Raw genomic sequence first — 26,673 nt, 5'->3', positions numbered from 1 at the left:
GGGGAGGACGGGGGACAACTCCAGGTCTCACCCTGTCTCCCCGCGAGGGGGAGGACCCATGCCCGAGACCGTCTTTGTCGACAACATCTGGAACGACTTCGCGCACAGCTACGATCAGATGATCCCCGAGCTGCCGTGCTACCAGCGGCAGCGCGAGAAGCTCCTCCGCGACACCCGGGACCGGGCCTACGTCATCGACGCGGGGTGCGGCACGGGGCTGGTGAGCGAGCCGCTGGCGCGCCGGGGCCAGCGCGTCGTGGGCTTCGACAACAACGAGGCCATGCTCGCGCTGGCGGTGCGCCGCCGCGCGAAGGAGCCCGAAGCGGTGCGCGCCCGCTGGACGCTCCTGCCGGGGGACGTGTCGTCGTTCCCCCCGGAGGTGGAGGGCGCAGCGGACGCGATGGTGATGAACAACGTCCTCTTCTACGTGCGCGACCCGGAGGTCGTGCTGCGCGAGGCCTGGACGCACCTCAAGCCCGGCGGCGTGCTGTGCATGACGAGCAACAAGCGCCCCCGGCCGGACCTGGAGAAGGTGCTGAAGAACTCCATCCGGGAATGGGAGTCCCAGGGGCGGTGGACCGAAGCGCTCCAGCGCGCGGTGAACCACCACCGCACCTGCGCCCAGAAGCTCACCACGGACCCCAACGAGATGGTCACCTTCCTGGACACGGACCAGGCGGTGCGCCTGCTGGAGAAGGTGGGCTTCAGCGAGGCGCTGGTGGCCGACGGTGACGACTACTACGGCGAGAACTTCTACGTCTGCATGCGCAAGTAGGGAGCCCTTCTCATGACGAACGTGAACCCCCGTTTCCAGCGCAACCTGGGCGTCCTCCACCCGCAGACCATGGACAAGCTCGCCAGCACGCACGTGCTCATCGCTGGTGTGGGAGGCGCCGGGGGCCAGTGCGCGGTGGACCTGGCGCGCCTGGGCTTCGGTTGCCTGACGCTCGCGGACTTCGACGTCTACGAACGCCACAATATCAACCGGCAGGTGGGCTGCTTCGAAAGCACCCTGGGCCAGTACAAGGTGGACGTGGTGGAGCGCATGTGCCGGGACATCCACCCGGACCTGCGCGTGCACAAGGTGAAGGAGGGCATCACCGACGCCAACGTGGCGGACGTGCTCAAGGGGCTGGGGGGCCTGCCGCCGGTGGACTACGTGGTGGAGGTCATCGACATCGCGGGCGCCCGGGCCAAGGAGTCGCTCCACCAGACGTGCCGCGACACGGGCATCCCCATCATGACCGGGCTGATGCTGGGCTTCGGCGCCGCGCTCCACGTCTTCCAGCCGGACGCGCCGCTCTACGAGGAGATGTTCATCCTCCCGGACGGCCGCATCGACCTGCCCAAAATCATCCCGCACCTGGGCAGCTACATGCTCCAGGAGTACATGGACGCCTGCTACCAGGGGAAGGGCCACGCGCCCACGTGCGTGATTGGCGCCACCACCGCCGCGGGGCTGATGGTGAGTGAAATCATGCGGGGGGTGATGCTGGGGGCCCGCGCGATGGTGTCCTGGCCCGAGTACCTCTACGTGGACCTCTTCGACCACCGCTACGTGCGCGGCTCCGTCAGCGCCGCCCGTCCGGCCCGGCCGGTGGGACAGGGCGCCCGGAGCTGAAAAGCCCGCGCGCTGCCGCATTCCGGGGCCGGGGGCCCTTTGACGGGCCCCCGAATCCCCCCGGGGACTTACATCACCACGCCGCGCGAACGCGCTTCGTTCACCACCTGCGAGCCATCCACGCCCAGCCGCCGCGCGATGAAGCCCGCGGCCCCGTCCGCGTTCTTGTGCACGCGGATGAACTGGTCGTCATACGTCCGGGTGACGATGAGCATCCCCGACACGATGACGCGCTGGAGGTTGTGCTGCAGCTCGTTGCCTTCGATGATGACGTGGATCTCCGAGAACAGGTTGCGCGCGTCCGACAGCATGTTGGACAGGTGCCGGCGCTGTTCGCTGTTGGGGACCGCGGATTTCGCTCCCGCGATGGTGACGAGCACCAGCTGCTGCTGCTGATGCTGCTGGTAGGCGGCCTGCATCTTCAGGAAGACCGCTTGAATCTCTTCCGGCGTCGGTGGAGCGTCCCAGCGCAGGAAGAACACCTTGTCGATGACGTCTGTCTTGTAGACCGGAAGTGCCATGGCGTACGCGACTCCTTCGTGTCGGACCCAGCGGCCGTCCCGGTCAACCCCCCGTCCGGGCTTTCTCCCTGGGCCTGGGGGACATACTGCCCTTCAGCCGCGGTCAAGAAACTAGCCCCAAAGGCTGACATTGCTGAGACGACACATCCGGGCGCCCCTGACGGCGTCACGGACTGTGTGTTCGCCTCGAAGGCCCTCTTGGATGTCCGCTGGCCGATGCTGAACCCAGCCGCCAGGGCCGCCTGCCTGCGTCTGGCCATTCCGCTGTCCGTGACACTTTTCAACGAAGACTCCTCGTGAAAACAAGAAGGCCCCGGGAGCACGGTGGCTCCCGGGGCCTTCCAGGGCTTCAGGCCGTCAGGCGGAGGGGGTTACCCGCCGGAGACGGTGGTCTCCACGGCGGACGTGTCCGAGGCAATCTGCGCGTCCGTGAAGAGGATGGGGCGCCACTGCTTCGTGGAGAACAGCTGGGTCTGGTCCGCGTAGTTCGGGGACTTCGGGTCACCGGACTGGCTGTAGGTCAGCACGGCGTTGGCGTTGGGGCCCGCGTCGGTGAACTGGAGCGCCATGACGAAGGAGCTGCCGTTGTTGATGGGGTAGCCCTCCTTGGCCAGCAGGGTGTTGGCGTTGTACGTGGCCGAGTGGGGCTGGGCGAAGTCGAACACCGTGGTGCGCGCGACGCCGAAGGACACGACGTTGGTCACGCCCTCGCGGTGCATGCCGCCCTGCAGGGGGATGGGGGTGCCCGTGCGGGTGGTGAACTGCACCTGGCCCAGCGTCTTGTCCACCGTGTTGCCGGAGCGGTTGATGGTGAAGACGGCCTGCGCCAGCTTCACCAGCACCGGGTCCTCACCCGTGGCGGGCGCGGCCGGCAGGGTGTGGGGCGTGGCGATGGGGTCCGCCGGGCTGAAGGGGACGGAGAACAGCGCGCCCGGGCCCGCGTTGACCAGCTGCGCGCCGGAGTAGGCGCCCAGGAACTCGCGGAAGATGAACGCGCCCTTCTGGTCCACGTCGTAGCGGCCATTCCAGCCGGCCAGCAGCGCGCAGGCCTGGCTGATGTCCACGACGTTGTCCTTGCCGGTGGTGTCCTTGTAGGTGACCGTCGTCTTGCCCGTGCAGCGCTCCACCAGGCTCGCGCGCGCCAGCTCCTCCATGCTGCTGCGGTTGCTGAACACGGCGGTCTTCAGCTCGTCGAAGGTGAACTTGCCGTCGGAGCCGGAGGCGCCGGTGGCGGAGACCTCCGTGAGGACCTTGGCGTTCATGCGCGTGCGGGGCGACTGGGGCACGCCCTCGAAGCCGTGCAGCGGGGAGAAGCCCGTGAGCGGCGCCTGGGGGTTGGCCAGCCAGTGGCTGTCGTTCGCGTTGAAGACGAAGTCCTTGCGCTCCAGCTGCGGCACCTTGGCGAAGGGCACGAGGCCGGGGCTGCGCGAGCCCGGCTCCACCTGCCACTCATTGGCCGGGTCGCTGCCGTTGAGCGCCACGAAGCCCAGGGCCTGGAAGATGGCGTAGGTGGCGTTGAGGCCGGGCGTGTTCGCCTCGGTGGCCCACTTCGCCGCCGCGTCCTTGGTGAGGTTGGGCGTGGGCGTGGCGTCCGTGTACCAGGCGTTGCCCTCCTTGTCGGCGAACATCGTGTTCACCCAGGGCAGGCCCTGCTGGGTGCTGTAGACGTCCTTGAACTCGGCCAGCGACTTGGCCTTGTTCATGCCGTGGAACTGGTCCAGGAACTTCGTGTTGTCGATGTTCGCGTCGCGCAGCGTGAGCGCCGTCTGGGCGTTCCAGCCCAGCGCGCCCTTGGGGAAGCCCGCCGGCAGGGCCGAGTCCGGGAAGGCGATCATCGGGCCGTAGTGGCTGAAGTAGACGGTCTGCGTGTAGTTCGTCAGCGACCCTTCGGACAGCTTCACCAGGATGGTGAAGGTCTTGGAGGTCATGGTGCGCTCTTCGGTGCCGTACTTGTAGACGGTCGGCTTCCCGGGCACGAGCTGCAGCTGGTAGATGGTCGCGCGCTGGCCGGCGGAGAACGTGTGCGTCCAGCCCACGTTCTCATTGAAGCCGATGAGCACCGCGGGCACGCCCATGAGGCCCACGCCGTAGACGTTCATCTGGCCCGGCACGGTGAGCTGGCTCTCCCACAGGCGCAGCTCGCCTTCCCAGGGGAAGTGCGGGTTGGCCATGACCATGCCCTTGCCGTTGTCGGTGCGCTCACCGCCAATGGCCCAGCCGTTGCTGCCGAAGTCCGCTTCCTTCAGCTTGCGCAGCTGCTCCAGCGACGGCGGCTGGGGCTTGAGCGCGGCCTGCTTCGGGTCCACGGACTGCGCGCTCACGGTGGGGGGCGTGGCGGACGGGATGGTGAGCGCCAGCGCGTTGATGCCCGCGATGAGCGTCAGGTCCGTGTTGTACGCCAGCAGGTCCACCGGGGTGATGGGGCGCACCCAGGCCGCCTTGGCGCACTCGGCGGGCAGGGCCTCCGGGGCCGTGTCCGCGATGTACTTGTTGTAGCCGGCCGCGTAGCCGGTGAGCATGTCCTGCACTTCCTGGGACAGCGTGGGGAAGGCGGCTTCCGCGCGCCCCATCACGTCCATGGCCAGGTACGCCAGGTCGGAGCCGACGTACTGGTTGCCCGGGCCCTGGCCCAGGAAGCGCGCGCGCTCACCGCGCACCTTGATGATCTGGTCCGCCAGCGTGCAGACGTGGTCCTGCGCGAAGGCATAGCCCTGGCCGAAGCCCAGGCTGCCGTAGTTTTCCGCGGTGATGTGCGGAATGCCGTACGACGTGCGCTTGATCTTCGCCGTGTACTTCGGGGCCGTCGGCGTCGGGTTGGGGTCGACAGGCTCTTTGTCGTCGTCACATCCGGTGCTGGTGGCGACGAGCGCCAGGGACGCGAGGAGGGAGAGGGAAAGACGGCGGGTCCGGACAGAACGGAACCCTCCGCGAGGAGGAGAGTTTTCGGGGATGTGCTCGGGCATGGCGGCCCGGAGACTAGGAAGGTGGCGATTCGCCGGTCAATGTTTCTGGGATTTGACTTTTCCACGGGGATGAAACGCCCGGATGCGTCGCGTCGTGGGTTTGGGAAAGCCGGAAAGACGGTGTGTGTTACACGGGAGCCATGACGCCCGAGCCCTCGTCGCCGCCCGCGGCCCGCCGCCAGCGCCGCCACTTCTCCATGATTCGCACCTTCGTGCTGGCGGACTTCGTCACGCTCGGCAACGGCTTCTCTGGCGCCGGGGCCATCCTGGCGGCCATGCAGTCGCTGGCCACCGGCAACCCACGCTGGCTGTGGGTGGCGTTCTGCCTGATGCCGGTGGCGCTGGCCATGGACGTGGCGGACGGCCGCATCGCGCGGTGGCGCTTCCGCAAGTCGCCGCTGGGCGCGGACCTGGACTCGCTGGCGGACGTCATCTCCTTTGGCATGGCGCCCGCGGCGCTGGCGTTCGCGGTGGGCCTGCGCGGCAACCTGGACGTGGCGGCGCTGCTCTACTTCGTCGCGTGCGGCATCAGCCGCCTGGCGCGCTTCAATGTCACCTCCGCGGAGCTGTCCGACGGCACCGGCAAGGTGAAGTACTTCGAGGGCACCCCCATCCCCACCAGCCTGTTGCTGGTGATGGTGCTGGCGGCGGCCACGTGGCAGGGCCGCATTGGTGACGCGCTGTGGGGCGGGGTGTGGAACCTGGGACCGCTCACGCTGCACCCGCTGGCGCTGCTCTACGTGGCCAGCGGCAGCGCGATGATCAGCAAGACGTTGCGGATTCCGAAATTCTGAAGTCTTCCGCCGCCGTGGCAGGGGAGGTGCCATCCAGTGGACGTTCTGGAGGGCAGTTCCACTGTTTTTCCCACGGTGAGGCGGTTGGCAGTCCCGGGGTGGGTGCCTAGCTTCGCCACCTGATCCGCGAGGGCCACACCCGGAAGGTGTGGCTGCTTACGCGGCTTCAAAGCGCTTGGGGGAGGCGGGGAGGGACGGGTGGGTGCCATGACGGGGCGTTGGGGCCTGCTGGGGTTGGTGGTGGTGGGACTGCTGTCGGGCTGCGCGGACCGGGAGCGCTCGTCGCTCGCGGATGGCCGGCTGACGGCGACGCCGGGCGGCGTCGACTTCGCACGGGTCGCCGTCTTCGACGCTCGTGAATCCACGGTGACGCTGCGCAACGTGGGCCGCGCGCGCATCACGGTGGACGAAGCCTGGGTGGAGGGGCCGGAAGGCGCCTACAAGGCGGAGTTCACCCATGAAGGTCCGCACAGCCTGGTGCCGGGCAGCGAGTGCACGCTGAAGGTGCGCTTCGCGCCGCTGGCGCAGGGCGGGCTGCCCGCGGTGCTGGTGGTGCGCTCGGACACGCGCATCGAACCGCTGATGCGCATCCCGCTCAACGGCGCCGGCGTGGACGCCTGGGCCCGGGTGACGCCGCGCGCGCTGGACTTCGGCCGCATCGAGGCGGACTCCACCAAGACGCTGGGGGTGACGCTGGACAACCCCACGGAACTGCCCGTGATGGTGACGCCCAAGCTGGTGGGCGCGGACAAGGACGAGTTCGTCGCCGCTCCCCTCACGGTGAACCCGGGCGAGCGCGTGGAGCTGCCCCTCACCTTCAACCCGGTGCGCGTGGGCAGGAAGCAGGTGGCCCTGGCCATCTCGCCCTGCGTCGGGTGCGCGGACGTGACGGTGACGGTGGCGGCGGAGGCGCTGGAGCGCGCGGTGGTGGCGGAGCCGGAGGTGGTGGACTTCGGCGCGGTGCCGGTGGACCGCGACGCCATCAAGGCCTCCAGCCTGCGCAACATCAGCACGGAGCCGGTGACGGTGACGTCGCTCATGCTGGACGGCACGGACGCGTCCTTCAGCCAGGCCAACACGGGCCTGCCGCTGGTGCTCCAGCCGGGTGAGGTGCGCGCCTTCGAAATCCGCTACAGCCCCGGCCACATGGGCGCGGCGGTGGACCGCGCCGTGTACTCCGTGGTGAGCAAGCGCCACCCCACGCTGCCCGTGCCGCTGCGCGGCTTCGGCGGTGCGTCCGAGCTGTGCGTGTCGCCCATGATGTACGACTTCGGCGAGCAGCCGCTGGGCTCCAAGATGCGCGTCGTGGTGAACGTGAAGAACTGCGGCACGGACAACGCGGGCCCGCTCACCATCAACACGCTGGACTGGACGCCGGACGCGACGGGCGCCCAGCTCCAGTTCAACCACAAGCCGGTGACGCTGCCGTTCACCCTGCCGGCCAACGGCGAGCTGAACCTGGAGGTCTTCTACGAGCCCATGCGCGAGGGCAGCGCGTCCGGCGCGCTGGTGATGACCACGAGCGCGTTCTCCGCGGCCACCGTGCAGCTGGACTTCTTCGGCAGCGCGAAGGCGCATGCGCCGTGTGACCTGACGGTGACGCCGCAGCTGGTGGACTTCGGCACCATCCCGCCGGGCCGCGGCGCGGTGCTGGGCGTGAAGCTGGAGAACAAGGGCACGGACCTGTGCCCCGTGAAGAACATCCGCATCGCCAACGACGGCGGCGGCGTGTTCAAGATGCCCGGCGGCGCGCTCTTCGGCGGCATCATCTACCCGGGGGACTGGTTCAGCTTCCAGGTGGCCTTCCAGGCGCCCTTCACCGGCGGCAACTTCGCGGGTGAGCTCCAGGTGGAGCAGTACAACCCGGCGACGCCGGTGCGGCAGGTGCCGCTCCTGGCGAACTCGCAGGAGACGTGCCTGGTGGCGTCGCCCTGGTACCTGGACTTCGGCCTGGGCCGCAAGGACTGCCGTCCGTCCCCGCGCGAGGTGAACTACCTCAACGCGTGCACCACGCCCATCACGGTGTCCAACGTCTTCATCGGGCCGGGCACGACGGACACGGAGTTCGCGCTGTTGGACCACCCGGCGCCGCCCGCGTTCCAGCTTGCGCCGGGCGAGTCCTTCACGGTGGGCGTGGACTACCTGGCGCAGGTGACGGGCATGAACCTGTCGCCGCTCTACGTGGACTCCAGCGACCTGCCCATCCCGCTGATGGTGCCGCTCATCGGTGAGTCGTCGAAGAAGACGGAGAAGACTGACAACTTCGTGCAGCAGGACGTGAGCAAGGTGGACGTGCTGTTCGTCGTGGACAACACGGCGTCCATGGTGGAGGAGCACCCGAAGCTCGTGTCCGCGATGCCCGCGTTCGTGGACGCCGCGCGCAACAAGGCGGTGGACGTGAACATGGCGGTGACGACGACGGGCATCTCCGCGGTGTCCGGCGCGTGCCCGGGCGGCGCGCTGGGCGGTGAGGCCGGCCGCTTCTTCCCGGCGGACAACAGCCGCCAGCGCATCCTCACGCTGGGCACGCCCAACGTGGCGCAGGTGCTCCAGCAGAACGTGCAGGTGGGCCAGTGCGCCCAGGTGGAGCAGGGCTTCGAGGCGATGCGCCGCGCGCTCACGTCCCCCCTGGTGAACAACGTGGATGATCCGCGCACGGCGCTGGCCAACGACGGAAACGCGGGCTTCCTGCGCGACTCCGCGGCGCTGGTGGTGGTGTTCGTGGGCGACGAGGACGACCACTCGCCGGACGCGGTCTCCACGTACGTGCAGTGGGCGCAGCAGCGCAAGGGTGAGAACCAGCCGCAGCGGGCCACGTTCTTCGCCATCGCGCCCACGAAGACGTCCTGCGCCACGGCGGGCGGCACCGGCACCCGGTACGCGGACGCGGCGGCCCAGACGGGCGGCGAGGTCCTCAACGTCTGCGCGGGTGACTACGCGCCGCTCCTCCGCCAGGTGGCCAGCAAGGCGTTCAGCGCGCAGGACCGCTTCCCGCTGAGCGAGGAGCCGGACGCGGGCACGGTGGTGGTGACCGTCAACGGCGCCCCCACCACCAGCGGGTGGAGCTACGACGCGGCGTCCAACAGCGTGGTGTTCAGCGCGGTGCCGCCGCCTGGCAGCAAGGTGGCCATCACCTACCGCCGCGCCTGCGCCAACGACTGAACGGTGGGGAAGCTGTGGGTGTGGACCCCGTGACGGGCCGGCCATCCGGCCCCGAACGGGGGTGTCAGACCCCGGTGCTACAGCACTGGTCCTGCCTGTGCGGATGACCAGAAAATTGGAGGCGCCCTCTCGGTGTGTACCCTGCGGAGCGTCTGCACGCTGTTGCCCTGGAGGCGCTGTGAGCACCTGGACCCCTGATGAGCCCATGAAGTCCTCTCCGCGCGCCGGTGCGCCGGGACTGCGGGTCATCCGTGGAGAGGGGCAGCGCAAGCAGGAGCCGCTGGCGGACCGGAACGCGGTGGCCCGGGTGCTGATGGAGGCCGGGGCGGACATGCTCCTCAAGCGCATCAGCCCCGTGAGGGCCCAGGAGATCGAGCGCAAGGTGGACCGGGTGCTGGACCTGTTCGACCGGGTGGACGCGGCGCCGGTGCTGATGCCGGTGCTCAAGCGGCACCTGGATGAGCTGGAAGCGCTGATGCGGGAGACCCGCGAGGTCCGGGCCGCCCGGCGCTAGGCGCACGCCCGGTGGAACCGGGAAAAAGCCCAGGGGGATTCGATGTTTGATTCCCCTGGCCCGGCCGCTTACGCTTGGGGTCCGCCCCTACGCGTCCGGCCGTGTCCATCGAAACCTACGGCAGCTACCAGCTCCTGAAGCGCCTCGCCACGGGCGGCATGGCGCAGATCTACCTCGCGCGCCGGCCGGGTTCGGATGCTCCGGACAAGCTGCTGGTGCTCAAGCGCATCCTCCCGCACCTGTCGGAGAACGACGAGTTCGTCCGGATGTTCCTGGACGAGGCGCGGATCGCGGCCCGGCTCGCGCACCCCAACGTCGTGCAGATCTACGACCTGGGGGCGGAGGGGGACACGTTCTTCATCGCCATGGAGTACATCCATGGCGTGGACGCGCGCCGGCTCTGGAAGCGCTCGGAGACGGCGGGGCTTCCGCTGCCGGTGCCGCTGGTGTGCCGCATCCTCCTGGAGGCGTGCGCGGGGCTGGACTACGCGCACAAGAAGACGGATGCGACGGGGCGCCCGCTGGACATCGTGCACCGGGACGTGTCGCCGCAGAACATCCTGGTGACGTTCGACGGTGGCGTGAAGGTGGTGGACTTCGGCATCGCGAAGGCGGCGGACCAGGCCACCGTGACGCGCTCCGGGGTGCTCAAGGGCAAGTATTCGTACATGTCGCCGGAGCAGGCCTCGGGGCAGCGCGTGGACCGGCGCTCGGACGTGTTCGCGCTGGGCGTCGTGCTGCATGAGCTGCTGACGGGGGGACGGCTCTTCAAGCGTCCCAGCGACATGCTGACGCTGTCGGCGGTGGCGGAGTGCCACGTGCCGGTGCCGTCGGTGGTGGCGCCCCGGGTGCCGGTGGAGCTGGACGCCATCGTGCTCAAGGCGCTCGCGAAGGACCCGGACGCGCGCTACCAGCACGCGCAGGAGCTTCAGCGGGCGCTGGAGGGGTGGCTCGCGTCGCAGCCGCAGCCGTTTGGCACGACGGCGGACCTGGCCGCGTACATGCGGCAGCTGTACGCGGACCGGCTGACGGAGGAGGCGCGCTCCGGCGAGGTGCAGGTGACGGACGAGGAGGCGGGGGTGTCTCCGCCGTCGCCCGCGCCGCGCCGTTCGGTGATGCGGCCCGCGACGGCGCCGGGGCGTACGGAGAACGAGCCCACCACCACGCTGCGTCCCGGGCGGGCGAACCGTCCCAGCGTCAAGGTGGAGGCGCGCCGCGAGGACGCGGAAGGGGAGGGCGGACGCTCCGACGTCCGTGGCCCGGACACCCGTCCGGAAGGCCGCAACGCGGAGGCCCGGGCGGATGCGCGCAACGCGGAGGCCCGGAGTGCGGAACCCCGGGGTGTAGAGGCCCGTGGCGCGGATGCCCGAGGCGTGGAACCTCGTTCGGAGGCCCGTAGCGCGGAGCCCCGCGCGGACGCGCGTCTCGAGGGGCGTGGTGTTCCTCGCGCGGAGGCGCGCTCCGAAGGCCGGACCCCAGAGGCGTACCCGGACGTGCGCGCCGAGGCCCGGCACGCGGAGGCACGCGGCGCGGATGTTCGCGCTGAACCGCGCTCGGAGGCACGTGGCGTTGATGTCCGGCCTGAGCCGCGCTCGGAGGTCCGTAGCGCCGAAGGCCGTCCCGAGCCCCGCTCCGAGCTTCGCAACGCCGACCCCCGGGCCGAGGCTCGCGCGCCCGACGCCCGGCCGGAGCCCCGGGGAACGACGGGGATGCGGCGGGCGCTGGAGTCACCGCCCTCGCGGAGCATCCGGCCGGTGCGCCTGGAGGAGCCGTCCCTCCCGACGGTGACGGAGGAGGACGGTCCCACGCTCGCGATGATGGACACGCAGGGGAAGCTCTCCGGCGCGTTCGAGGTGGAGGAGGACGGTCCCACGCTCGCCATGGTGGACACGGAGGGGAAGCTCTCCGGCGGGTTCCAGGTGGAGGAGGACGCGCCCACGTTGGATCAGCGCTTCCTGGCGGCGCGGGCCCGGGAGGACGAGGACGACTCGACCCTGGACATGCGCGCCGTCTCACGCGCGGACGTGGACGAGGGGCCCACTCAGGACATGCGCGCCGTGCCGCGCTCGGAGATTCCAGTCCCCCGCGCGGGCGGACCGGCTCCGTCCGGTGAACACCGCGGGCAGCGGCTCCCGGTGCCCGCGCCCCACGCGACCCTCGAGATGACGGCGTCCACCGCGCCGCGCTCCGCCTCCCGCGCGCCCATGCCGGGCGCCTGGGTGCCGCCGGCCCGCACCGGCACGCTCACCGAGCAGTCCGCGGTGGAGCCGCCCAAGCGCCGCGCGCTCCTGTACGGCGCCATCGTGCTCGTCGCCATCCTGGTGGGCATCGGCATCGTCTGGGGCCTGGGCGCGGGCTCGAGCGGGGTGCACGTGGAGTCGGAGCCCGCCGGCGCGCGCGTCGTGTTCGAGGACCGCGTGCTCCCGGAGCGCACCCCGCTGACGCTGCCCACGGTGAAGCCCGGACGCTACTGGGTCGTGCTGGTGAAGGAGGGCTACCGCGAGCTGCGCACGCAGATCGTCATCCCGCCGTCCGGCCAGCTCGACGTGGGGCCGCTGAAGCTCGTGCCCATGCCGTCCTCTGGAAAGCCCGCCACGGAGCCGCCGGCCTCGGCGCCCCCGGCCGCGAAGACGCCGGAGCCTGGCGTCGGGCCCTCCGGCGTGGCCGCTCCGCGCACGCCGGATGCCGCGGCCTCCGAAGCGAAGCAGGCCCAGGAGGCGCCTCGTGCCCAGGCTCCCGCGCCCGTGGTGAAGGCGCCCGTCGCCACCGCGGCCACGGTGGTGCCCGCGGCGGAGGTGCGCGAGCCTGTCCGCGCCGTGGAGAAGGCCGCGTCCGTGAGCTTCGTGGTGATGCCGTGGGCGGAGGTGTCGTGCAACGGCCGCAAGCTGGGGCAGACGCCGTTCAAGCCGGTGGAGCTGCAGGTGGGTTCGTATGACTGCAAGTTCACCAACGCCGAGCTGCAGCGCACCCTCACCCGCCGCATCGAGGTGCGCCCCATCGACCTCAACGTGGTGACGGTCAAGTTCGAGTAGGCGCGGCCTTGGACCCTTCCGTGACGCTCGAGGCAGGAACCCACGTCGGCAAGTACGTCGTGCGCCGCAAGCTCGCCGAAGGGGGCATGGCGGAGATCTTCCTGTGCACCGCGCGCGGGCCGGAGGGTTTCGAGAAGGAGGTCGTCATCAAGCGCGTGCGGGCGTTCCTCGCGAGCGACCCGGACTTCGTGCAGATGTTCATCGCGGAGGCGCGGCTGGCCTCGCGGCTCAACCACGCCAACGTGGTGCAGATCTTCGACTTCGACAAGCACGAGGACACCTACTACCTGGCGATGGAGTACGTGCGCGGCTGCTCGCTGTGGGAGCTGCGCAAGCGGAGCAAGGAGGCGATGTCGCCGATGCCGCCCATGCTGGTGGCGCACATCGGCGTGGAGGTCGCGCGAGGGCTGCACTACGCCCACCGCCTGCGGGTGAACGGCGAGCTGCTGAACCTGGTGCACCGGGACGTCACGCCGCACAACGTGCTCGTGTCCTACGACGGCGCGGTGAAGCTCACCGACTTCGGCATCGCGAAGGCGGGCAACAAGCTGACGAACCCCGGCGTGCTGAAGGGCAAGTTCGCGTACATGTCGCCCGAGCAGGCCCGGGGCGAGAACGTGGATGTGCGCACCGACGTCTTCGCGCTGGGCGTGGTGCTGTGGGAACTGCTCACCGGCGGACGGCTGTTCCAGGGGGACTCGGAGATCGCCGTCCTGCGCGCGGTGCAGGAGAGCACCATCGTGCCGCCCGCGCGCCTCAACCCGGACATCCCGCCGGACCTGGACGCCGCCATCTGCCGAGCCCTGGAGCGTGACCTGTCCAAGCGCTTCCAGACGGCGGGGGAGCTGGAGCGCGCGCTGGCGCAGTGCGTGCTGAACCACGCCCGCTCCGTCGACGACACCGACGTGGGCGAGTTCGTCCGGAAGCTGTTCCCCGTCGCCGCCAGCAACCAGGCGCTGCCCGCGATGCCGGAGCGCACGGCCCTTCAGGACGGAGCGCTGGCGGGGCCCGGCGCGGAAGCCCCGCCCCGCGAGCCCACGGCGGTGATGCCCTCGCGCGAACACGCCTCGGGCGCGAAGCGGGCCGCCTCGCCGGACGAGGACCGCCACGGGACGACGCTGGTGTTGTCGCAGGACGACAGCGCCGCCGACGCCGCGCACGGGCGTCCTCCGCAGCCCACGCCGCAGATGCCGCTGCAGTCCATGGGCAGGGAAGCGCCGCTCGCGCCTTCCCGCAAGCGCACCCACTCCCGCGAGGTCCCCGCCGTCCGGGACGAGCCCCCGGCGGACGACGACAGGTCGCGGACCGGCTCCGCGCGCCGGGCCATGTCCCCCGTCGTGGACCCTTCCGGCGCCAATGACCGCGACGTCGACACGGTCTCCGCCACCGAGCCCGGGCCGCCCCCAGCGCCGAACCGCAAGCGCGCCCTGTGGGCCGCCGCCGCGGTGGGGCTCGCGGGCGTCGTGGGCGTCCTCGCCGTGGCCCGCTCGCACACGGGGCAGGGGAGTGCGCCTCCGCCCCAGGTCACGGCCCCGGCGACGAACCCGCCTCCGGCCACGGCCACGGTGCCCCCGGCCGAGCCCGCCCGCACGCCGGCCGCGGAGGCCATCGACACGGAGCTGGAGGGGCAGCGCCGCGAAGCCGCCCTGACGCCGCCTCCCGCCGCCGAACCGGCCGGGCCCGTGGAGAAGCCCGCCGCGGACACGGCGAAGGCCATGGGCTCGCTCCAGGTGAAGGCCAACCCCTACGCCACCGTCTACCTGGGCGCGAAGCGGCTGGGCGACGTGCAGGGCCGCGCGACCTACAAGCTGCCAGCCGGCACCTACACCCTGACCTTCCACCACCCGTCCGGCGAGAAGACGTACACCGTCGTCGTCCCCGAAAACGGCTCCGTGATTCAGGAGTTCCGCGCGCCCCGCGGCCGCTGACGCCCCGCCGTTCCCCACCCATCCCCTGAAGCCACCGGGAGCCTGCGCTCAAGCGTCGGCCGGGCGACGTCCGCCTGCCCGCCTGCTCGTCCTCCTTGACGAGTGACGCGCGAATCTGGCACCTATGGCATCCATTCAGTAGCCTCTATTCAATGGAATCGATGGACCTGCTCGCGCCTGATGAACTGGAGCGCATCGAGCGCGAGAACGCGGGGGGCCTGCCCGCGAACGCGATCCTGGAAATCTTCCGGCCCCGGGGCGTGAGGCTCTCGGAGGCGACGTTCCGGAAGTACGTCCAGGCCGGTCTGCTTCCCCGCAGCCGCCGTGTGGGCCGCAAGGGGAAGCACCAGGGCAGCCTGGGCCTCTACCCGGTGGAAGCGGTGCGGCGCATCAACGTCATCAAGAAGATGATGGCCGAAGGACACACCCTGGAGGACATCCGCCGCTCCTTCGTGTTCCACCGCAACCACATCGACCAGCTCCAGCGGGACTTGTCGGAGGTGCTCGACGGGTTCCAGGAGGAGCTGGGAGGGCGGCCCCTGGGAGGAGAACGCAGGAGGTCACTCGAAGCCCAGTTGGCAACGCTCAGGCAACGGGCGCAGGATCTGGTCCGGGATGTCGCCCGGTTGGGCAGCGCCGTCACGGCGCGCGAAGACGAAACGCTCCGGTCGCAATAGGATGCCCCCCCGGGTCCTGTCGAACCGGATAGACTCCACACATCTGGAGGACGAAACATGTCGGAAGTGAAGCAGCTGCAGGAGGGCGAGGGGGGGAATGAGGAGGAGCAGCCCGCGGAACGCCGGCGCTCCAAGACGATGTCGCGCAAGGAGATGGCGCGCGACCTGCGGCGGCGCAGGCTGGCCGGCCAGCTGGACCCCGAGGAGACGGAGACGCTCAAGCTCGTGGACGAGCAGCGGCCGCGCACCCGCGCGGACTGCATCAACGGCCCGCGCCCGTGCCTCTTCGTGTCCTGCAAGCACAACCTCTACCTGGACGTGAACCCGGAGACGGGCTCCATCAAGCTCAACTTCCCGGACAAGGAAATCACGGAGCTGGAGCACACCTGCGCCCTGGACGTGGCGGAGAAGGGCGGCATCACCCTGGAAGAGGTGGGGGAGATCATGAACCTCACCCGCGAGCGCATCCGCCAGGTGGAGACGCGCGGCCTGATGAAGCTGCGCGAGGCCACGGAGGCCGAGCCTCCCGTGTCCGCTCGCAAGCCTTGAGGGCAGGGCACTGTTTCGCGCCGGGCCTGGGGTGACGTGTTGCGTTGACACCCCAGGGGGTGGTTGCTAGGACCCGCGCCACCCCCACCCATTGCGAGGCGCACACGTGCTGGCTCTCCTGAGCGTTTCCGACAAGCGCGGTCTGGTTCCCTTTGCCCAGGGCCTGGTGCGGCTGGGTTACCGGCTGCTCTCCACGGGCGGCACCCTGGAGGCCCTGAAGGCCGCCAGCATCCCCGCCACGCAGGTGTCCGAGCACACGCAGAGCCCCGAAATCCTCGGTGGCCGCGTGAAGACGCTCCACCCCCGCATCCACGGCGGCATCCTCGGCCGGCCCGACCTGGAGAGCGACCGGGCGGAGATGGCGAAGAACAACATCGAGCCCATCTCGCTGGTGGTGGTGAACCTCTACCCGTTCCGCCAGACGGTGGCGTCCGGCGCGGGCGAGGACGACGTCATCGAGAACATCGACATCGGCGGGCCGGCGATGGTCCGCGCGTCCGCGAAGAACTTCCAGCACGTGGCCATCGTGGTGGACCCGGACGACTACGCGCCGGTGCTGGCGGAGCTTGAAGGCCACAAGGCGGTGGGCCTGGAGACGCGGCGCCGGCTGATGCGCAAGGCGTTCGCGCACACGGCGGCGTACGACGCGTCCATCTCCGGGTGGCTGTCCGGCGAGGCCCAGGAGCCCTTCCCGCAGGAGCTGTCGCTCGCGTTCCAGAAGGTGCAGGGGCTGCGCTACGGGGAGAACCCGCACCAGCGCGGCGCCTTCTACAAGGAATACGCCGCGCCGAAGGAGCCGTCCGTCGCGTTCGCGAAGGTGCTCCAGGGCAAGGAGCTCTCGTACAACAACATCCTGGACCTGGACGCGGCCCTGGGCCTGGTCCTGGAGTTCCCGGAGAAGCCCTGCGCGGTGGTCATCAAGCACAACACCCCGTGCGGCGTGGCGGTGGACGACGTGCTGGAGAAGGCCTACCGCACCGCCCGCGCGGTGGACGAGGTGAGCGCCTTCGGCGGCATCGTGGCCTTCAACCGCGAGGTGGACGAGGCCACGGCGAAGGCCATGGCGGAGACGTTCCTGGAGGCGGTCATCGCGCCGTCGTACTCGGCGGTGGCGCTCCAGGTGCTGGCGGGCAAGAAGAACCTGCGCCTTTTGGAAGCGGGCCCCGCGCTGGCGTCCCCCACGGCGGCCCCGCGGCCCCAGGTGGACGCGCGCAGCGTGTCTGGCGGCATGCTGCTCATGGACCGCGACGCGGTGGAGCCGCCCCTGGAGTGGAAGGTGGTGTCCAAGCGCGCCCCCACGCCGGAGGAGGAGCGGGCCCTGCGCTTCGCCTGGAAGGTGTGCAAGCACGTGAAGAGCAACGCCATCGTCTTCGCGGCGCCGGCCCAGCTCCTGGCGCAGGGCGGCGGGCAGACGAACCGGGTGGACTCCGTGCGCATCGCGATGACGCGGGGTGGCGAGGCCCTCAAGGGCAGCGCCGTGGCCTCGGATGCCTTCTTCCCCTTCCGGGACGGGCTGGACGAGGCGGCCCGGGCGGGGGCGACAGCGGTCATCCAGCCGGGCGGTTCCGTCCGGGACCCGGAGGTGATTGCCGCCGCGGACGAACATGGGATGGCCATGGTGGTGACGGGAGTGCGACACTTCCGTCACTAACTTCATGCGCATCGTCTGCCAGAAATGCGCGGCGGCCTACGCGATCGACGACCGGTTGATCACGACCAAGGGCGTCCGCGCGCAGTGTCCCCGCTGCCGTCACCTCCAGCTCGTGAAGCGGGAGGCCTCTGCCGCGTCCGTGACGGCTCCCGCTGAAGGAGCCGCGCCCCCCACCGCCGAGCCGAAGCCTCCCTCGGCCGCACCGGCGCCTCCCGTCGCGCGTGAGCCCCGGAGCAATCCGGCCGCGGCTCCGGCGCAGGGCGCGCCCCGCAACGCGCCCGTCGCCGCGAAGCCCGCGGCGGCCCCGGCGTCGGACCTCTTCGGGGACTTCGGTGAGATGCCGGAGCTGGGGCCACCGGGGAGCGTGGACCCCTTCGCGGACCTGGGCCCGCCCGCGTCGCGCGCACCCGCGAACCTTCCCTCGGACCCGTTCGCGAGCCTGGGCCCGCCGGCACCGCAGTCCGCGCCCAGGGCGAACCCCGCCGCGCCCAGGGCGAGCCCCGCCGCGAGGCCCGGCCCGCCGGTGCCTGCCGCGCCTGGGGTCGCGGCTCCCGCGTCCGCACCGGCTCCGGCCGTTGCCGCGGACCCGCTGCTCGACTTCCTGGGGCCAGCGCCCGGGAGCCTGGAGCTGGAACCTCCGCCCGCGACCGCGCGTGGCGCCGCCTCGCCCGCCGCCGGAGCGGTGTCGCTGGGCCGCATGTCCGCCCGCGCTCCCGCGCCCGCGGCGAAGCCTGAGACGCACACGCACTGCCGCTCGTGCGGCAAGGACCTGACGGACCCCTTCGACCAGGCCCTGGGCGTCTGCGACGACTGCAAGCAGCGCGATCCCGCCGCGGCCCAGGGGTCCTCCGTGGTGGTGGCGCCCCAGGTGACGGCGCCGCCGCCCGCGGGCGGTGACCTGGAGCTGCCGATGATGAGCAGCCTGGACCCGGCCTCCGCGTCGTCCGGGGACGACCTCCGGTCCACGGGAGCGCCGTCGCCGGACTCCCGCGTGAGTTCGGTGAAGCCCGCGCGCACCTCGCACATCACGGCCGCTCCGGCCCGCAGCGCCCAGCGTGGCGGCAGCGGGGGCGGCGGCCGTGCCGCGGTCCTGGGCCTGCTCGCGTTGGGCATCCTCGGGGCTGGCGGCGCGGGCTACTACTTCCTCGTCTTCAAGCCCCAGCAGGAGAAGGCGGCCCTGGCCGCGAAGCCCGCCGCTCCGGCCGCGGTGCCTCCGGAGGTGCTGGCCGCGGTGGGCAGCTGGAAGCTCCAGTTCCTGGAGGTGGAGGGCACCAGCGCGGAGCACCTGGCCGCGGGCCAGAAGCAGCTCGCGATGGATCAGCGCGCGACGTACGCGGAAGCCGAGGAGTCCTTCCAGCAGGCCCTGCTGCTCGACCCGCGCAACGCGGAAGCCATCGCCGGGTATGTGCAGGCGCTGGCGCTCGGGCGCGGCCCGGGCATGGACGACAACACCTTCCAGGAGGCGCGCGAGCTCATCCAGGCCGCGCAGGGGATGGCCGGGAAGACGCCCGCGCTGCTGGTCGCGAACGCGAACCTGTTGCTCGCGCGCTCGCGCCAGCCCGGCAACCTGGAGCAGGCGGCGCAGCTGGCGTCGTCGGTGCTGGCCCAGCAGGACGCCAGTGACGCCCTCAAGGCGGAGGCGCACCTGGTGCTGGGGCGCGCGCAGGTGGCCACGTCGCGCGAGCTGGCGAACCGGGAGTTCGACGCCGCGCGGGCGCTGGCGCCGAACCTCAAGCGCGTGGACTACTACAGCGCGCTCGCGCACGAGCAGGCCGGCCAGTACGGGCTGGCGCTCAAGCAGCTGGGCCGCCGGATGGAGCTGGACCCCCAGGACTGGAACAGCCTGGAGGCCGCCGCCCGCATCTACGTGGAGGTCGGGGAGACCGGCCGCGCGCGCAAGCTGTACGAGGACCGGCTGAAGGCGAAGGCGGGTGACGTGCGCGCCTCACTGGCGCTGGCGGTGCTGCGCTACCAGGCCGAAGGCAACGCGCGCGACGCGGTGCGCGCGCTCAGGGACCTGACGAAGAGCGCGTCCCGCTACGGCCCGCGTGACGCCTCCGAAATCTGGAGCCACCTGGCCGCCGCCGAGCGCACCGCGGGCAACGACGCCGGCGCGGTGAAGGCGGCGACGGAGGCCCTGAAGGTGGCGCCGGCGCTGGCGGAGGCCCACCTGCAGTGGTTCCTGGTGGCGCTGGAGCAGAAGGACGTCGCCGTGGCCCGCGAGCACCTGAAGGGCTTCCAGGGCCGGCTGGAGGACGCCGCGCTGGAGAAGGTGCTGGAGGGGCGCATGCACCTGCTGGAGGGCGACGTGGCCGGAGCCCAGGAGCGCTTCCAGCAGGCGGTGCGGCTGGACGACCGCCGCATGGACGCGAAGCTCCTGGAGGGCGTGGCGGCGGCGAGCGCGAAGAAGCGCGACGAGGCCTTCCGCCTGTTCTACCCGGTGCTGGAGGCGCGCGACTGGGATCCCATGAGGCTGGCGCCCAGGCCCGCGCTGTCGCGCTTCTGGCTGCGGCCCGGCGACACGCTGGTGGGCGTGGAGAACGTGGTGAAGGCCCTGGGCGACCGCCCGGAGGACGTGCAGCCGCTGCTCTACGAGGCCCTGGTGCGCTTCCACCAGGGGGACCGGCAGACCGCGGAGCGTCTGCTGCACTCGGTGGTGGACGTGAACGCGAACAACGGCGGGGCCCAGGCGTACCGGGCCCTCATCGCGCTGGACGCGAAGGGGCCGCAGGCCCGTGGCCTGGCGGAGCGCGCGGTGGGCGTCGAACGAGGCCTGCCGGTGGCGCGCCTGTCGTTGGGGCTCGCGCAGGCGGAGGCCGGGGACGTGGCGGTGGCGATGCGCACGCTCCAGTCCGCGTTGGACGTGGCGCCGAAGATGCTCTCCGCGCAGACGAAGCTGGCGGAGCTGCTGGTGGTGTCGAAGCCGAAGGAAGCGCGCGCGGTGCTGGAGAAGGTGGTGGGGTTGGACCCGTCCTACTTCCCGGCGAAGAAGCTGCTCTTCAAACTCGACGAGCGAGGTTGACGTGAAGGTCCTGTTGCTGGGGTCGGGCGGCCGTGAGCACGCGCTCGCGTGGAAGCTGGCCCAGAGTCCCCTCCTGTCACGGCTCCTGGTGGGCCCGGGCAACCCGGGCACCGCGCGGTGGGGCACCAACGTGCCCCTTCAGGCGGACTCGCCGGAGGCGGTGGTGTCGCTGGCCCGCCGCGAGCGCGTGGACCTGGTGGTGGTGGGCCCGGAGGCGCCGCTCGTCGCGGGCGTCGCGGACGCGCTGGCGCAGGTGGACATCCCGTGCTTCGGCCCCGTCGCGGCGGCCGCGCGCATCGAGGGCTCCAAGGCCTTCGCCAAGGAGGTGATGGACGAAGCCGGTGTGCCCACCGCGGCCTTCCGCGTCTTCACCGACGCGGCGGAGGCAGAGGCGTACGCCGTCGCGCAGGGCCGCATCGTGGTGAAGGCGGACGGCCTGGCCGCGGGCAAGGGCGTCATCGTCGCGCCGGACGCGGACGCCGCGCGCGAAGCGGTGCGCGCTGTCGCCCAGATGGGCCAGGCCGGCCAGCGGATGGTGCTGGAGGAGCTGCTGGAGGGCGAAGAGGTGTCGCTGATGGCCCTGTGCGACGGCGAGCGCTACGTGCTCCTGCCGCTGTCGCAGGACCACAAGCGCGTGGGCGAGGGCGACACCGGCCCCAACACCGGCGGCATGGGCGCGTACTGCCCGGCGCCGTTCCTCACGCCGGAGCAGCTGGCCAAGGTGGGCGAGCAGGTCATCGCGCCGACGCTCGCGGTGCTGAAGAAGCGCGGCACGCCCCTGCGAGGCGTGCTGTACGCGGGGCTGATGCTCACGGCGTCCGGCCCGAAGGTGCTGGAGTTCAACGCGCGCTTCGGGGACCCGGAGACGCAGGTCCTGATGATGCAGGTGGACGAGGATCTGCTGCCGCTGTTGGACGCGTGCGCGAAGGGGACGCTGGCGCCCCGGCCGCTGAAGCAGTTCCCGGGCGCGTCGGTGGGCGTGGTGCTGGCGGCGGAGGGCTATCCGGAGGCGCCGAAGAAGGGCCAGCGGATTGAAGGCCTGGACGCGGTGCCGTCCAACGCGCCCGTGTTCCTGGCGGGCGTGGCGAAGCAGGACGGCGCGCTGGTGACGGCGGGCGGCCGGGTGCTGACGGTGTGCGCGCGGGGCGACAGCCTGGCGACGGCGCGCGAGCGGGCCCTGACGGCGGCGGACGCCGTGCGCTTCGAGGGCAGACACTTCCGCCGTGACATCGGCGCGCGGGGGCTGCGGGCGCGGCCGTGAAGCTGCTGGCGCGCTACCTGCTCAAGGAGCTGCTCGTCCCCCTGGGTGTCTGGGTGGCGTTCATGTTCCTGCTGCTGTTCGTGATGCAGTTCCTGCGCGGCACGGACGTGCTGCTGGGCTCGGCGGTGACGCTGGTCGACCTGGGCCGGCTCATCGCGTACCTGGCGCCGCACTTCCTGGTGATGGCGCTGCCCATCGCGTTCCTGCTGGCCATCCTGCTGGGCCTGGGGCGGCTGGGCGAGGACCGGGAGCTCACGTCGTTGCAGGCCCTGGGCATCAGCCCTCTCCAGCTGCTGGCGGCGCCGCTGGCCGTGGGCATCGCGCTGAGCGCGTTCATGGTGCTGCTCACGTCCACGGTGGAGCCGTGGGGCCTCACGGGCGTGAAGGACCTGGTGGGCGAGGTCATCCAGAAGAACGTCGCGGGCGACGTGAAGTCCGGCGTCTTCTACGAGGACCTGAGCGACCTGACGCTGTACGCGCAGAAGGTGGCGCCCAAGGGCGGCGGGTGGACGAACGTGCTGCTGCACGACGATCGCGACCCCAGCTCGCCGCTGCTGGTGCTGGCGCACAAGGGCAGCGTGGGCACGTCCGAGCGGGGCGAGGCCCTGCGCATCGAGCTGAAGGAAGGCGAGGTGCACCGCGCCAACCGCTCCTCGGTGGACGCGAGCGTCGTCGCCTTCGATAAGGCGGAGATCAACGTGGGGCTGGGCGGGTCCTTGTCCCGGCGCAACCGGTTCCGTTCCCCGAAGGAGGAGCTGACGCCGGTGGAGCTGTTGGACGCGGCGAAGGACGCGGAGGAGCGGCGTGAGGATGCGCGGCCCTTCCTGATGGCGCTGCACAGCCGGCTGGGCAACGCGGTGGCGCCGATCGCGTTCGCGCTGCTGGGCACGCCGCTGGCGATTGGCCGCAGGCAGGCGGGCCGCGCGTGGGGCTACCTGCTGACCTTGGGCGGCTACGTCCTCTACTACCTCTTGAGCCGCGCCTTCGAGCAGATGGGACAGAAGGGGCAGATGCCGGTGCTCGTCGCGGGGCAGCTGGCCAACGTGCTCTTCATGGCGGTGGGCGCGTTCGCGCTGTACCGCGTGACGCGTTCGGGGACGGTGCGATGAAGGGCACCCTCTTCGGGTACGTGGTGCGCGCGTACGTGCGCTACACGCTGGGCATCCTGGCGGGCGTGGTGGCGGTGTTCCTGGTGGTGGACTTCGTGGACCGCGCGAAGGCCTACGGGGGCGAGGGCTGGGTGCTGGATGTGCTCAAGCTCTATGGCTACAAGGCGCTGGTGACGGTGCAGCAGCTGGGGCCGGCGGCGCTGCTGCTGGCGGCGGGCACGACGGTGTCGGCGCTGCGCAAGAAGGGCGAGGTGACGGCGCTGCGGGCGCTCACCTTCGGCCCGGCGGCGCTGTACCTGCCGGTGGGCCTGTGCGCGCTGGTGGCGTGCGTGGGGCTGGTGGCCTTCGACGAGACGGTGGCCGCGAGGGCGGGCCGGCGCGTGGATGAAATCACCACGCAGCGCTTCAACCGGTGGGGCGACTGGCGGATGTACTACACGCCGAAGCAGTGGTTCCGGCGGGGTGACGCCATCTTCTTCCTCCGGGGCGGCAACGCGCAGGAGGGCTTCGAGAACGTCTCCATCTTCACGCTGACGCCGGAGTTCAAGCTGCGCCGCCGCGTGGACGCGAGGCGGATGACCTCGGTGGAGGGCACGCGCTGGGAGCTGACGGACGTGGTGGAGCGCACGTTCACGGAGGACGGGCGCACGTCGGTGACGCAGCAGCCCTCCGCGGAGTACGAGCTGGGCGTGGGCGCGACGACGTTCCGCATCCGTCCGGGCCGTCCGGAGCAGATGCGCCTGGGAGAGCTGGGCGAGCAGATCGTCGCGAGAGCGGAGGTGGGGCTCGCGACGAAGGCCTTCCAGCTCGCGTGGCACAACCGCTTCGCGTACCCGCTGGCGGGCCTGCCTGCCGCATTGCTGGCGGTGGGCCTGGCGCTGCGGACGAACCGCAGGGGCCACCTGACGGCCGCGGTGGTGGAGGGGCTGCTCATCGCCGTGGCGATGTGGGGCCTGATGGTGGTGTCCCGCACGCTGGTGCTCACGGAGCGCCTGGCGCCCGCCGTGGCGGCCTGGATGCCCACGACGCTGCTGACGATTGTCGCGGCGGCCCTGTGGCTGCGCCGTGAAGGCCTGCTGCACCTGCCGCGCCGGAGCGCCACGCGGCAGGCGTAGGGGCCTTCACCCGCGAAGCAGCCGGCGGGTGTGACGGGCAAGCTGCACCTCTTCATCGCTGGGCAGCACGCGGACCGGGCACGGTGACCCATCGGCCGTGACGAGCTCCGCGCTCGCCTCGTTCCGCTGAGCATCCAGCCGGATGCCCAGGTGGCCCAGCCTCGAGCACACGTCCTGCCGGACCCGGGCGCTGTTCTCCCCGATGCCACCCGTGAACACGAGCAGGTCCAGCCCGCCGAGCACCGCCGCGTAGGCGCCCACCGTCTTCGCGATGCCGCGCGTGAAGACATCCACCGCCAGTGACGCCGCCGCGCTGCCCGCCTCCGCGGCACGCGTGAGGGCCTGCATGTCGCTGGTCCCCTCCGACAAGCCCCGGAGCCCGGAGTCCTTGTTCACCAGCGCTTCCAACGCATCCGCGTCCATCCCGCCCGTGCGCATCAGGAACAGCAACACGCCGGGATCCAGGTCGCCGGTGCGGGTGCCGCTGGGAATGCCGCCCGTGGGCGTGAAGCCCATGGACGTATCGACGGAGCGTCCACGCTCCAGGGCCACGAGGCTCGCGCCATTGCCCAGGTGCGCCACCACGGTGCGGGCGGGCACCTGGGGCGCAAGCCTCGCGACGATGGACTCATACGACAGGCCATGGAAGCCATACCGCTGCACGCCCTGGTCGCGCACGGAGCGGGGCAGGGGGAACGTCGAAGCGGCCTCGGGCAGCGTCGCGTGGAAGGCCGTGTCGAAGCAGACGAACTGCGGCACGTCCGGGCACTGCCGCTCCGTGGCCCGGATGAGCCCGAGAGCGGCGGGAATATGCAGCGGCGCGAAGTGCGTCGCCGCTTCCAGCGCCTTCATCACCTCCGGCGTCAGCGCCTGGTGCTGGCGCAGGTGGGGACCGCCATGCACCACCCGGTGCCCGATGGCTTGAGGCTGCTCTCCGCCCAGCTCCCTCAGGTGCCGCACGGCCTCGCGGAGGGCGTCCTCCTGCGACGGATGCCGCACGTCCACCGCGCGCACCTGCTTCCCCTCGCCGTCCTTCACGACGAGCCGGCCCTGCTCCTCGCCAATGTGGCTCGCGCTGCCCTTGAACCGCACTACCTCCTGGCCGTCCTGTTCGACATAGAGGCCGAACTTCAGCGACGAAGATCCGCTGTTGATGACCAGCACCGCGCCGGGGTCGCTCATCGCGCGCTCCATTTCCAGTCGGCCACCTCGGGCATGTCCTCGCCGTGCTCCGACACGTAGAGCTTGTGCCGTTGGCGCACCTCGGAGAAGCGCTGCTCCGCGTCGTCCAGCCGGTGCCGCACGGCCTTCGAGTGCCGGATGGCGTCCAGCGCCAGGGTGAAGCGGTCCATGTCGTTGAGCACCGTCATGTCGAACGGCGTCGTCGTGGTGCCCTCCTCCTTGAACCCGTGCACGTGGATGTTGGCGTGGTTGGCCCGGTTGTACGTGAGCTTGTGCACGAGCGTCGGATAGCCATGGAACGCGAACACCACGGGCTTGTCCGTGGTGAACAGGCGGTTGAAGTCCTCCTCGTTGAGCCCGTGCGGATGGACGTTCACGGGCGCGAGGGTGAAGACATCCACCACGTTGACCACGCGCACCTTGAGCTCCGGGGCCCATGAGCGCAGCAGCGTCACCGCGGCCAGCGTCTCCAGGGTGGGCACGTCGCCCGCGCAGGCCATCACCACGTCCGGGTCGCCGTCGTCATTGCCGGCCCAGTCCCACGCGCCAATGCCCGCCGAGCAGTGGCGCACGGCGCTCGCCATGTCCAGCCACACCGGCGAGAGCTGCTTCCCCGCGATGATGAGGTTCACGTAGTTCTTCGAGCGCAGGCAGTGGTCCGTCACCGACAAGAGCGTGTTCGCGTCCGGCGGCAGGTAGATGCGCACCGTGTCCGCCTTCTTGTTGGCCACGTGGTCGATGAAGCCCGGGTCCTGGTGGGAGAACCCGTTGTGGTCCTGCCGCCACACGTGCGAGCTGAGCAGGTAGTTCAGCGACGCGATGGGCTTGCGCCACGGCAATTCCCTGGCGGATTTGATCCACTTGGCGTGCTGGTTGAACATCGAATCGATGATGTGGATGAACGCCTCGTAGCAGGAGAAGAAGCCGTGGCGTCCGGTGAGCAGGTAGCCCTCCAGCCAGCCCTGGCAGAGGTGCTCGCTCAGGACCTCCATCACGCGGCCGTCCACGGAGAGGTTCTCGTCCGTGGGCTCCTGCTTCGCGTCCCAGCTCTTGCCGCTGACGGAATACACGTCCTGGAGCCGGTTGGACGCGTTCTCGTCCGGGGCGAACATGCGGAAGTTCTTCGTCGCCAGGTTGTGGCGCATCACGTCCCGCAGGTAGCCGCCCAGGATCTTGGTGGCGCTGACCTGCTTCGAACCCGGGGCGCCCGGGTCGATGGCGTAGTCGCGGAAGCCCGGCAGCACGAGCGGCACCAGCAGCTGGCCGCCGTTCGCGTGGACATTCACGCCCATGCGCAGCCGGCCCTTGGGCGCGATGTCCGCCAGCTCCTCGCGGAAGGTGCCGTTCGCGTCGAACAGCTCCCGGGGGCGGTAGCTGTGGAGCCACGCTTCGAGGATCTTCAAGTGCTCGGGGTTGTCGCGCACCTCCTCCAGCGGCACCTGGTGGGCACGCCAGGTGCCTTCCACGGGCTTGCCGTCCACCACCTTCGGGCCGGTCCACCCCTTGGGCGTGCGCAGCACGAGCATGGGCCAGCGCGGGCGGGTGGGGTCGTTCTTCTCCCGGGCGTGGCGC

At 71.0% G+C, this 26,673-nt stretch carries 18 protein-coding genes; 14 read left to right on the top strand and 4 right to left on the bottom strand.

The genetic code is table 11. From position 1 onward, the window contains the following. The first annotated feature begins 58 nt into the window (after positions 1-58). Both D7W81_RS22650 and D7W81_RS22645 read left to right on the top strand, forming a co-directional pair. Entirely contained in the window at positions 59-775 is a 717-nt protein-coding gene (locus D7W81_RS22650; RefSeq protein WP_120557477.1) for a class I SAM-dependent methyltransferase, read from the top strand. A gap of 12 nt (positions 776-787) precedes the next feature. Further along, positions 788-1,621, top strand: coding sequence for a ThiF family adenylyltransferase (locus tag D7W81_RS22645; protein ID WP_120557476.1), 834 nt, complete (start codon positions 788-790; stop codon positions 1,619-1,621). A gap of 68 nt (positions 1,622-1,689) precedes the next feature. Here D7W81_RS22645 and D7W81_RS22640 read toward each other — a convergent pair whose 3' ends face one another. Both D7W81_RS22640 and D7W81_RS22635 read right to left on the bottom strand, forming a co-directional pair. Further along, on the bottom strand, positions 1,690-2,142 hold the full coding sequence (locus D7W81_RS22640) for a DofA protein (RefSeq protein WP_120557475.1): 453 nt from the start codon (positions 2,140-2,142) through the stop codon (positions 1,690-1,692). 371 nt (positions 2,143-2,513) lie between these two features. After that, the gene (locus D7W81_RS22635; protein ID WP_120557474.1) at positions 2,514-5,105 is read right to left on the bottom strand and encodes an acylase; all 2,592 of its coding nucleotides are present in this window, start codon (positions 5,103-5,105) and stop codon (positions 2,514-2,516) included. Between the two features lie 140 nt (positions 5,106-5,245). Here D7W81_RS22635 and D7W81_RS22630 point away from each other — a divergent pair, with 140 nt between their 5' ends. The 12 genes from D7W81_RS22630 (at position 5,246) to D7W81_RS22575 (ending at position 23,919) form a co-directional block, all read left to right on the top strand. Continuing rightward, the gene (locus tag D7W81_RS22630; protein ID WP_120557473.1) at positions 5,246-5,899 is read left to right on the top strand and encodes a CDP-alcohol phosphatidyltransferase family protein; all 654 of its coding nucleotides are present in this window, start codon (positions 5,246-5,248) and stop codon (positions 5,897-5,899) included. 207 nt (positions 5,900-6,106) lie between these two features. Next, positions 6,107-9,061, top strand: coding sequence for a choice-of-anchor D domain-containing protein (locus D7W81_RS22625; protein WP_120557472.1), 2,955 nt, complete (start codon positions 6,107-6,109; stop codon positions 9,059-9,061). A gap of 205 nt (positions 9,062-9,266) precedes the next feature. Beyond that, positions 9,267-9,575, top strand: coding sequence for a hypothetical protein (locus tag D7W81_RS22620; protein ID WP_120557471.1), 309 nt, complete (start codon positions 9,267-9,269; stop codon positions 9,573-9,575). A 101-nt stretch (positions 9,576-9,676) separates the two neighbouring features. Continuing rightward, on the top strand, positions 9,677-12,607 hold the full coding sequence (locus D7W81_RS22615; protein WP_120557470.1) for a protein kinase domain-containing protein: 2,931 nt from the start codon (positions 9,677-9,679) through the stop codon (positions 12,605-12,607). A 20-nt stretch (positions 12,608-12,627) separates the two neighbouring features. Then, positions 12,628-14,535 carry a serine/threonine protein kinase gene (locus D7W81_RS22610; RefSeq protein ID WP_120557479.1) on the top strand — a complete coding sequence of 636 codons (1,908 nt, stop codon included), beginning with the start codon at positions 12,628-12,630 and terminating at the stop codon, positions 14,533-14,535. Positions 14,536-14,687: 152 nt separating this feature from the next. Continuing rightward, positions 14,688-15,212 carry a MerR family transcriptional regulator gene (locus D7W81_RS22605; RefSeq protein ID WP_120557469.1) on the top strand — a complete coding sequence of 175 codons (525 nt, stop codon included), beginning with the start codon at positions 14,688-14,690 and terminating at the stop codon, positions 15,210-15,212. 57 nt (positions 15,213-15,269) lie between these two features. After that, a complete protein-coding gene (locus D7W81_RS22600) occupies positions 15,270-15,761 on the top strand; it encodes a sigma factor-like helix-turn-helix DNA-binding protein (RefSeq protein WP_120525520.1) in 492 nt (163 codons plus the stop codon). Between the two features lie 106 nt (positions 15,762-15,867). Continuing rightward, positions 15,868-17,412: a bifunctional phosphoribosylaminoimidazolecarboxamide formyltransferase/IMP cyclohydrolase gene (gene purH / locus D7W81_RS22595; protein ID WP_120557468.1), complete on the top strand. Its 1,545-nt coding sequence runs from the start codon at positions 15,868-15,870 to the stop codon at positions 17,410-17,412. A gap of 4 nt (positions 17,413-17,416) precedes the next feature. Beyond that, on the top strand, positions 17,417-20,434 hold the full coding sequence (locus D7W81_RS22590; RefSeq protein ID WP_120557467.1) for a zinc-ribbon domain-containing protein: 3,018 nt from the start codon (positions 17,417-17,419) through the stop codon (positions 20,432-20,434). Between the two features lies 1 nt (position 20,435). After that, positions 20,436-21,695, top strand: a complete 1,260-nt coding sequence (gene purD / locus D7W81_RS22585) for a phosphoribosylamine--glycine ligase (RefSeq protein ID WP_120557466.1) — start codon at positions 20,436-20,438, stop codon at positions 21,693-21,695. Continuing rightward, on the top strand, positions 21,692-22,804 hold the full coding sequence (locus D7W81_RS22580) for an LptF/LptG family permease (RefSeq protein ID WP_120557465.1): 1,113 nt from the start codon (positions 21,692-21,694) through the stop codon (positions 22,802-22,804). Before purD ends, D7W81_RS22580 begins: the two co-directional genes overlap by 4 nt. Next, positions 22,801-23,919 carry an LptF/LptG family permease gene (locus D7W81_RS22575; protein WP_120557464.1) on the top strand — a complete coding sequence of 373 codons (1,119 nt, stop codon included), beginning with the start codon at positions 22,801-22,803 and terminating at the stop codon, positions 23,917-23,919. The genes D7W81_RS22580 and D7W81_RS22575 overlap by 4 nt, the downstream gene beginning before the upstream one ends. Before the next feature lie 6 nt (positions 23,920-23,925). Here D7W81_RS22575 and D7W81_RS22570 read toward each other — a convergent pair whose 3' ends face one another. Both D7W81_RS22570 and D7W81_RS22565 read right to left on the bottom strand, forming a co-directional pair. Further along, complete coding sequence (locus D7W81_RS22570) at positions 23,926-25,101, bottom strand: acetate/propionate family kinase (RefSeq protein WP_120557478.1); 1,176 nt, start codon at positions 25,099-25,101, stop codon at positions 23,926-23,928. Beyond that, positions 25,098-26,673, bottom strand: a 1,576-nt coding sequence (locus tag D7W81_RS22565; RefSeq protein WP_147445585.1) for a phosphoketolase family protein, incomplete at its 5' end; no start/stop codon positions are given. The genes D7W81_RS22565 and D7W81_RS22570, both read right to left, overlap by 4 nt.

Origin of the sequence: Corallococcus aberystwythensis (assembly GCF_003612165.1) — a bacterium.
In the GTDB taxonomy this organism is placed as follows: domain Bacteria; phylum Myxococcota; class Myxococcia; order Myxococcales; family Myxococcaceae; genus Corallococcus; species Corallococcus aberystwythensis.
The sequence above is the reverse complement of the archived record's forward strand: the minus strand, read 5'-3'. Positions and strand labels throughout refer to the sequence as shown.

What these genes read in the sequence shown, in the direction of transcription:
- D7W81_RS22640 (WP_120557475.1), bottom strand. Translation starts at nt 2,142, where the DNA reads ATGGCACTTCCGGTCTACAAGACAGACGTCATCGACAAGGTGTTCTTC.
- D7W81_RS22635 (WP_120557474.1), bottom strand. Translation starts at nt 5,105, where the DNA reads ATGCCCGAGCACATCCCCGAAAACTCTCCTCCTCGCGGAGGGTTCCGT.
- D7W81_RS22645 (WP_120557476.1), top strand. Translation starts at nt 788, where the DNA reads ATGACGAACGTGAACCCCCGTTTCCAGCGCAACCTGGGCGTCCTCCAC.
- D7W81_RS22650 (WP_120557477.1), top strand. Translation starts at nt 59, where the DNA reads ATGCCCGAGACCGTCTTTGTCGACAACATCTGGAACGACTTCGCGCAC.
- D7W81_RS22605 (WP_120557469.1), top strand. Translation starts at nt 14,688, where the DNA reads ATGGAATCGATGGACCTGCTCGCGCCTGATGAACTGGAGCGCATCGAG.
- D7W81_RS22620 (WP_120557471.1), top strand. Translation starts at nt 9,267, where the DNA reads ATGAAGTCCTCTCCGCGCGCCGGTGCGCCGGGACTGCGGGTCATCCGT.
- D7W81_RS22570 (WP_120557478.1), bottom strand. Translation starts at nt 25,101, where the DNA reads ATGAGCGACCCCGGCGCGGTGCTGGTCATCAACAGCGGATCTTCGTCG.
- D7W81_RS22630 (WP_120557473.1), top strand. Translation starts at nt 5,246, where the DNA reads ATGACGCCCGAGCCCTCGTCGCCGCCCGCGGCCCGCCGCCAGCGCCGC.
- D7W81_RS22590 (WP_120557467.1), top strand. Translation starts at nt 17,417, where the DNA reads ATGCGCATCGTCTGCCAGAAATGCGCGGCGGCCTACGCGATCGACGAC.
- D7W81_RS22600 (WP_120525520.1), top strand. Translation starts at nt 15,270, where the DNA reads ATGTCGGAAGTGAAGCAGCTGCAGGAGGGCGAGGGGGGGAATGAGGAG.
- D7W81_RS22575 (WP_120557464.1), top strand. Translation starts at nt 22,801, where the DNA reads ATGAAGGGCACCCTCTTCGGGTACGTGGTGCGCGCGTACGTGCGCTAC.
- D7W81_RS22625 (WP_120557472.1), top strand. Translation starts at nt 6,107, where the DNA reads ATGACGGGGCGTTGGGGCCTGCTGGGGTTGGTGGTGGTGGGACTGCTG.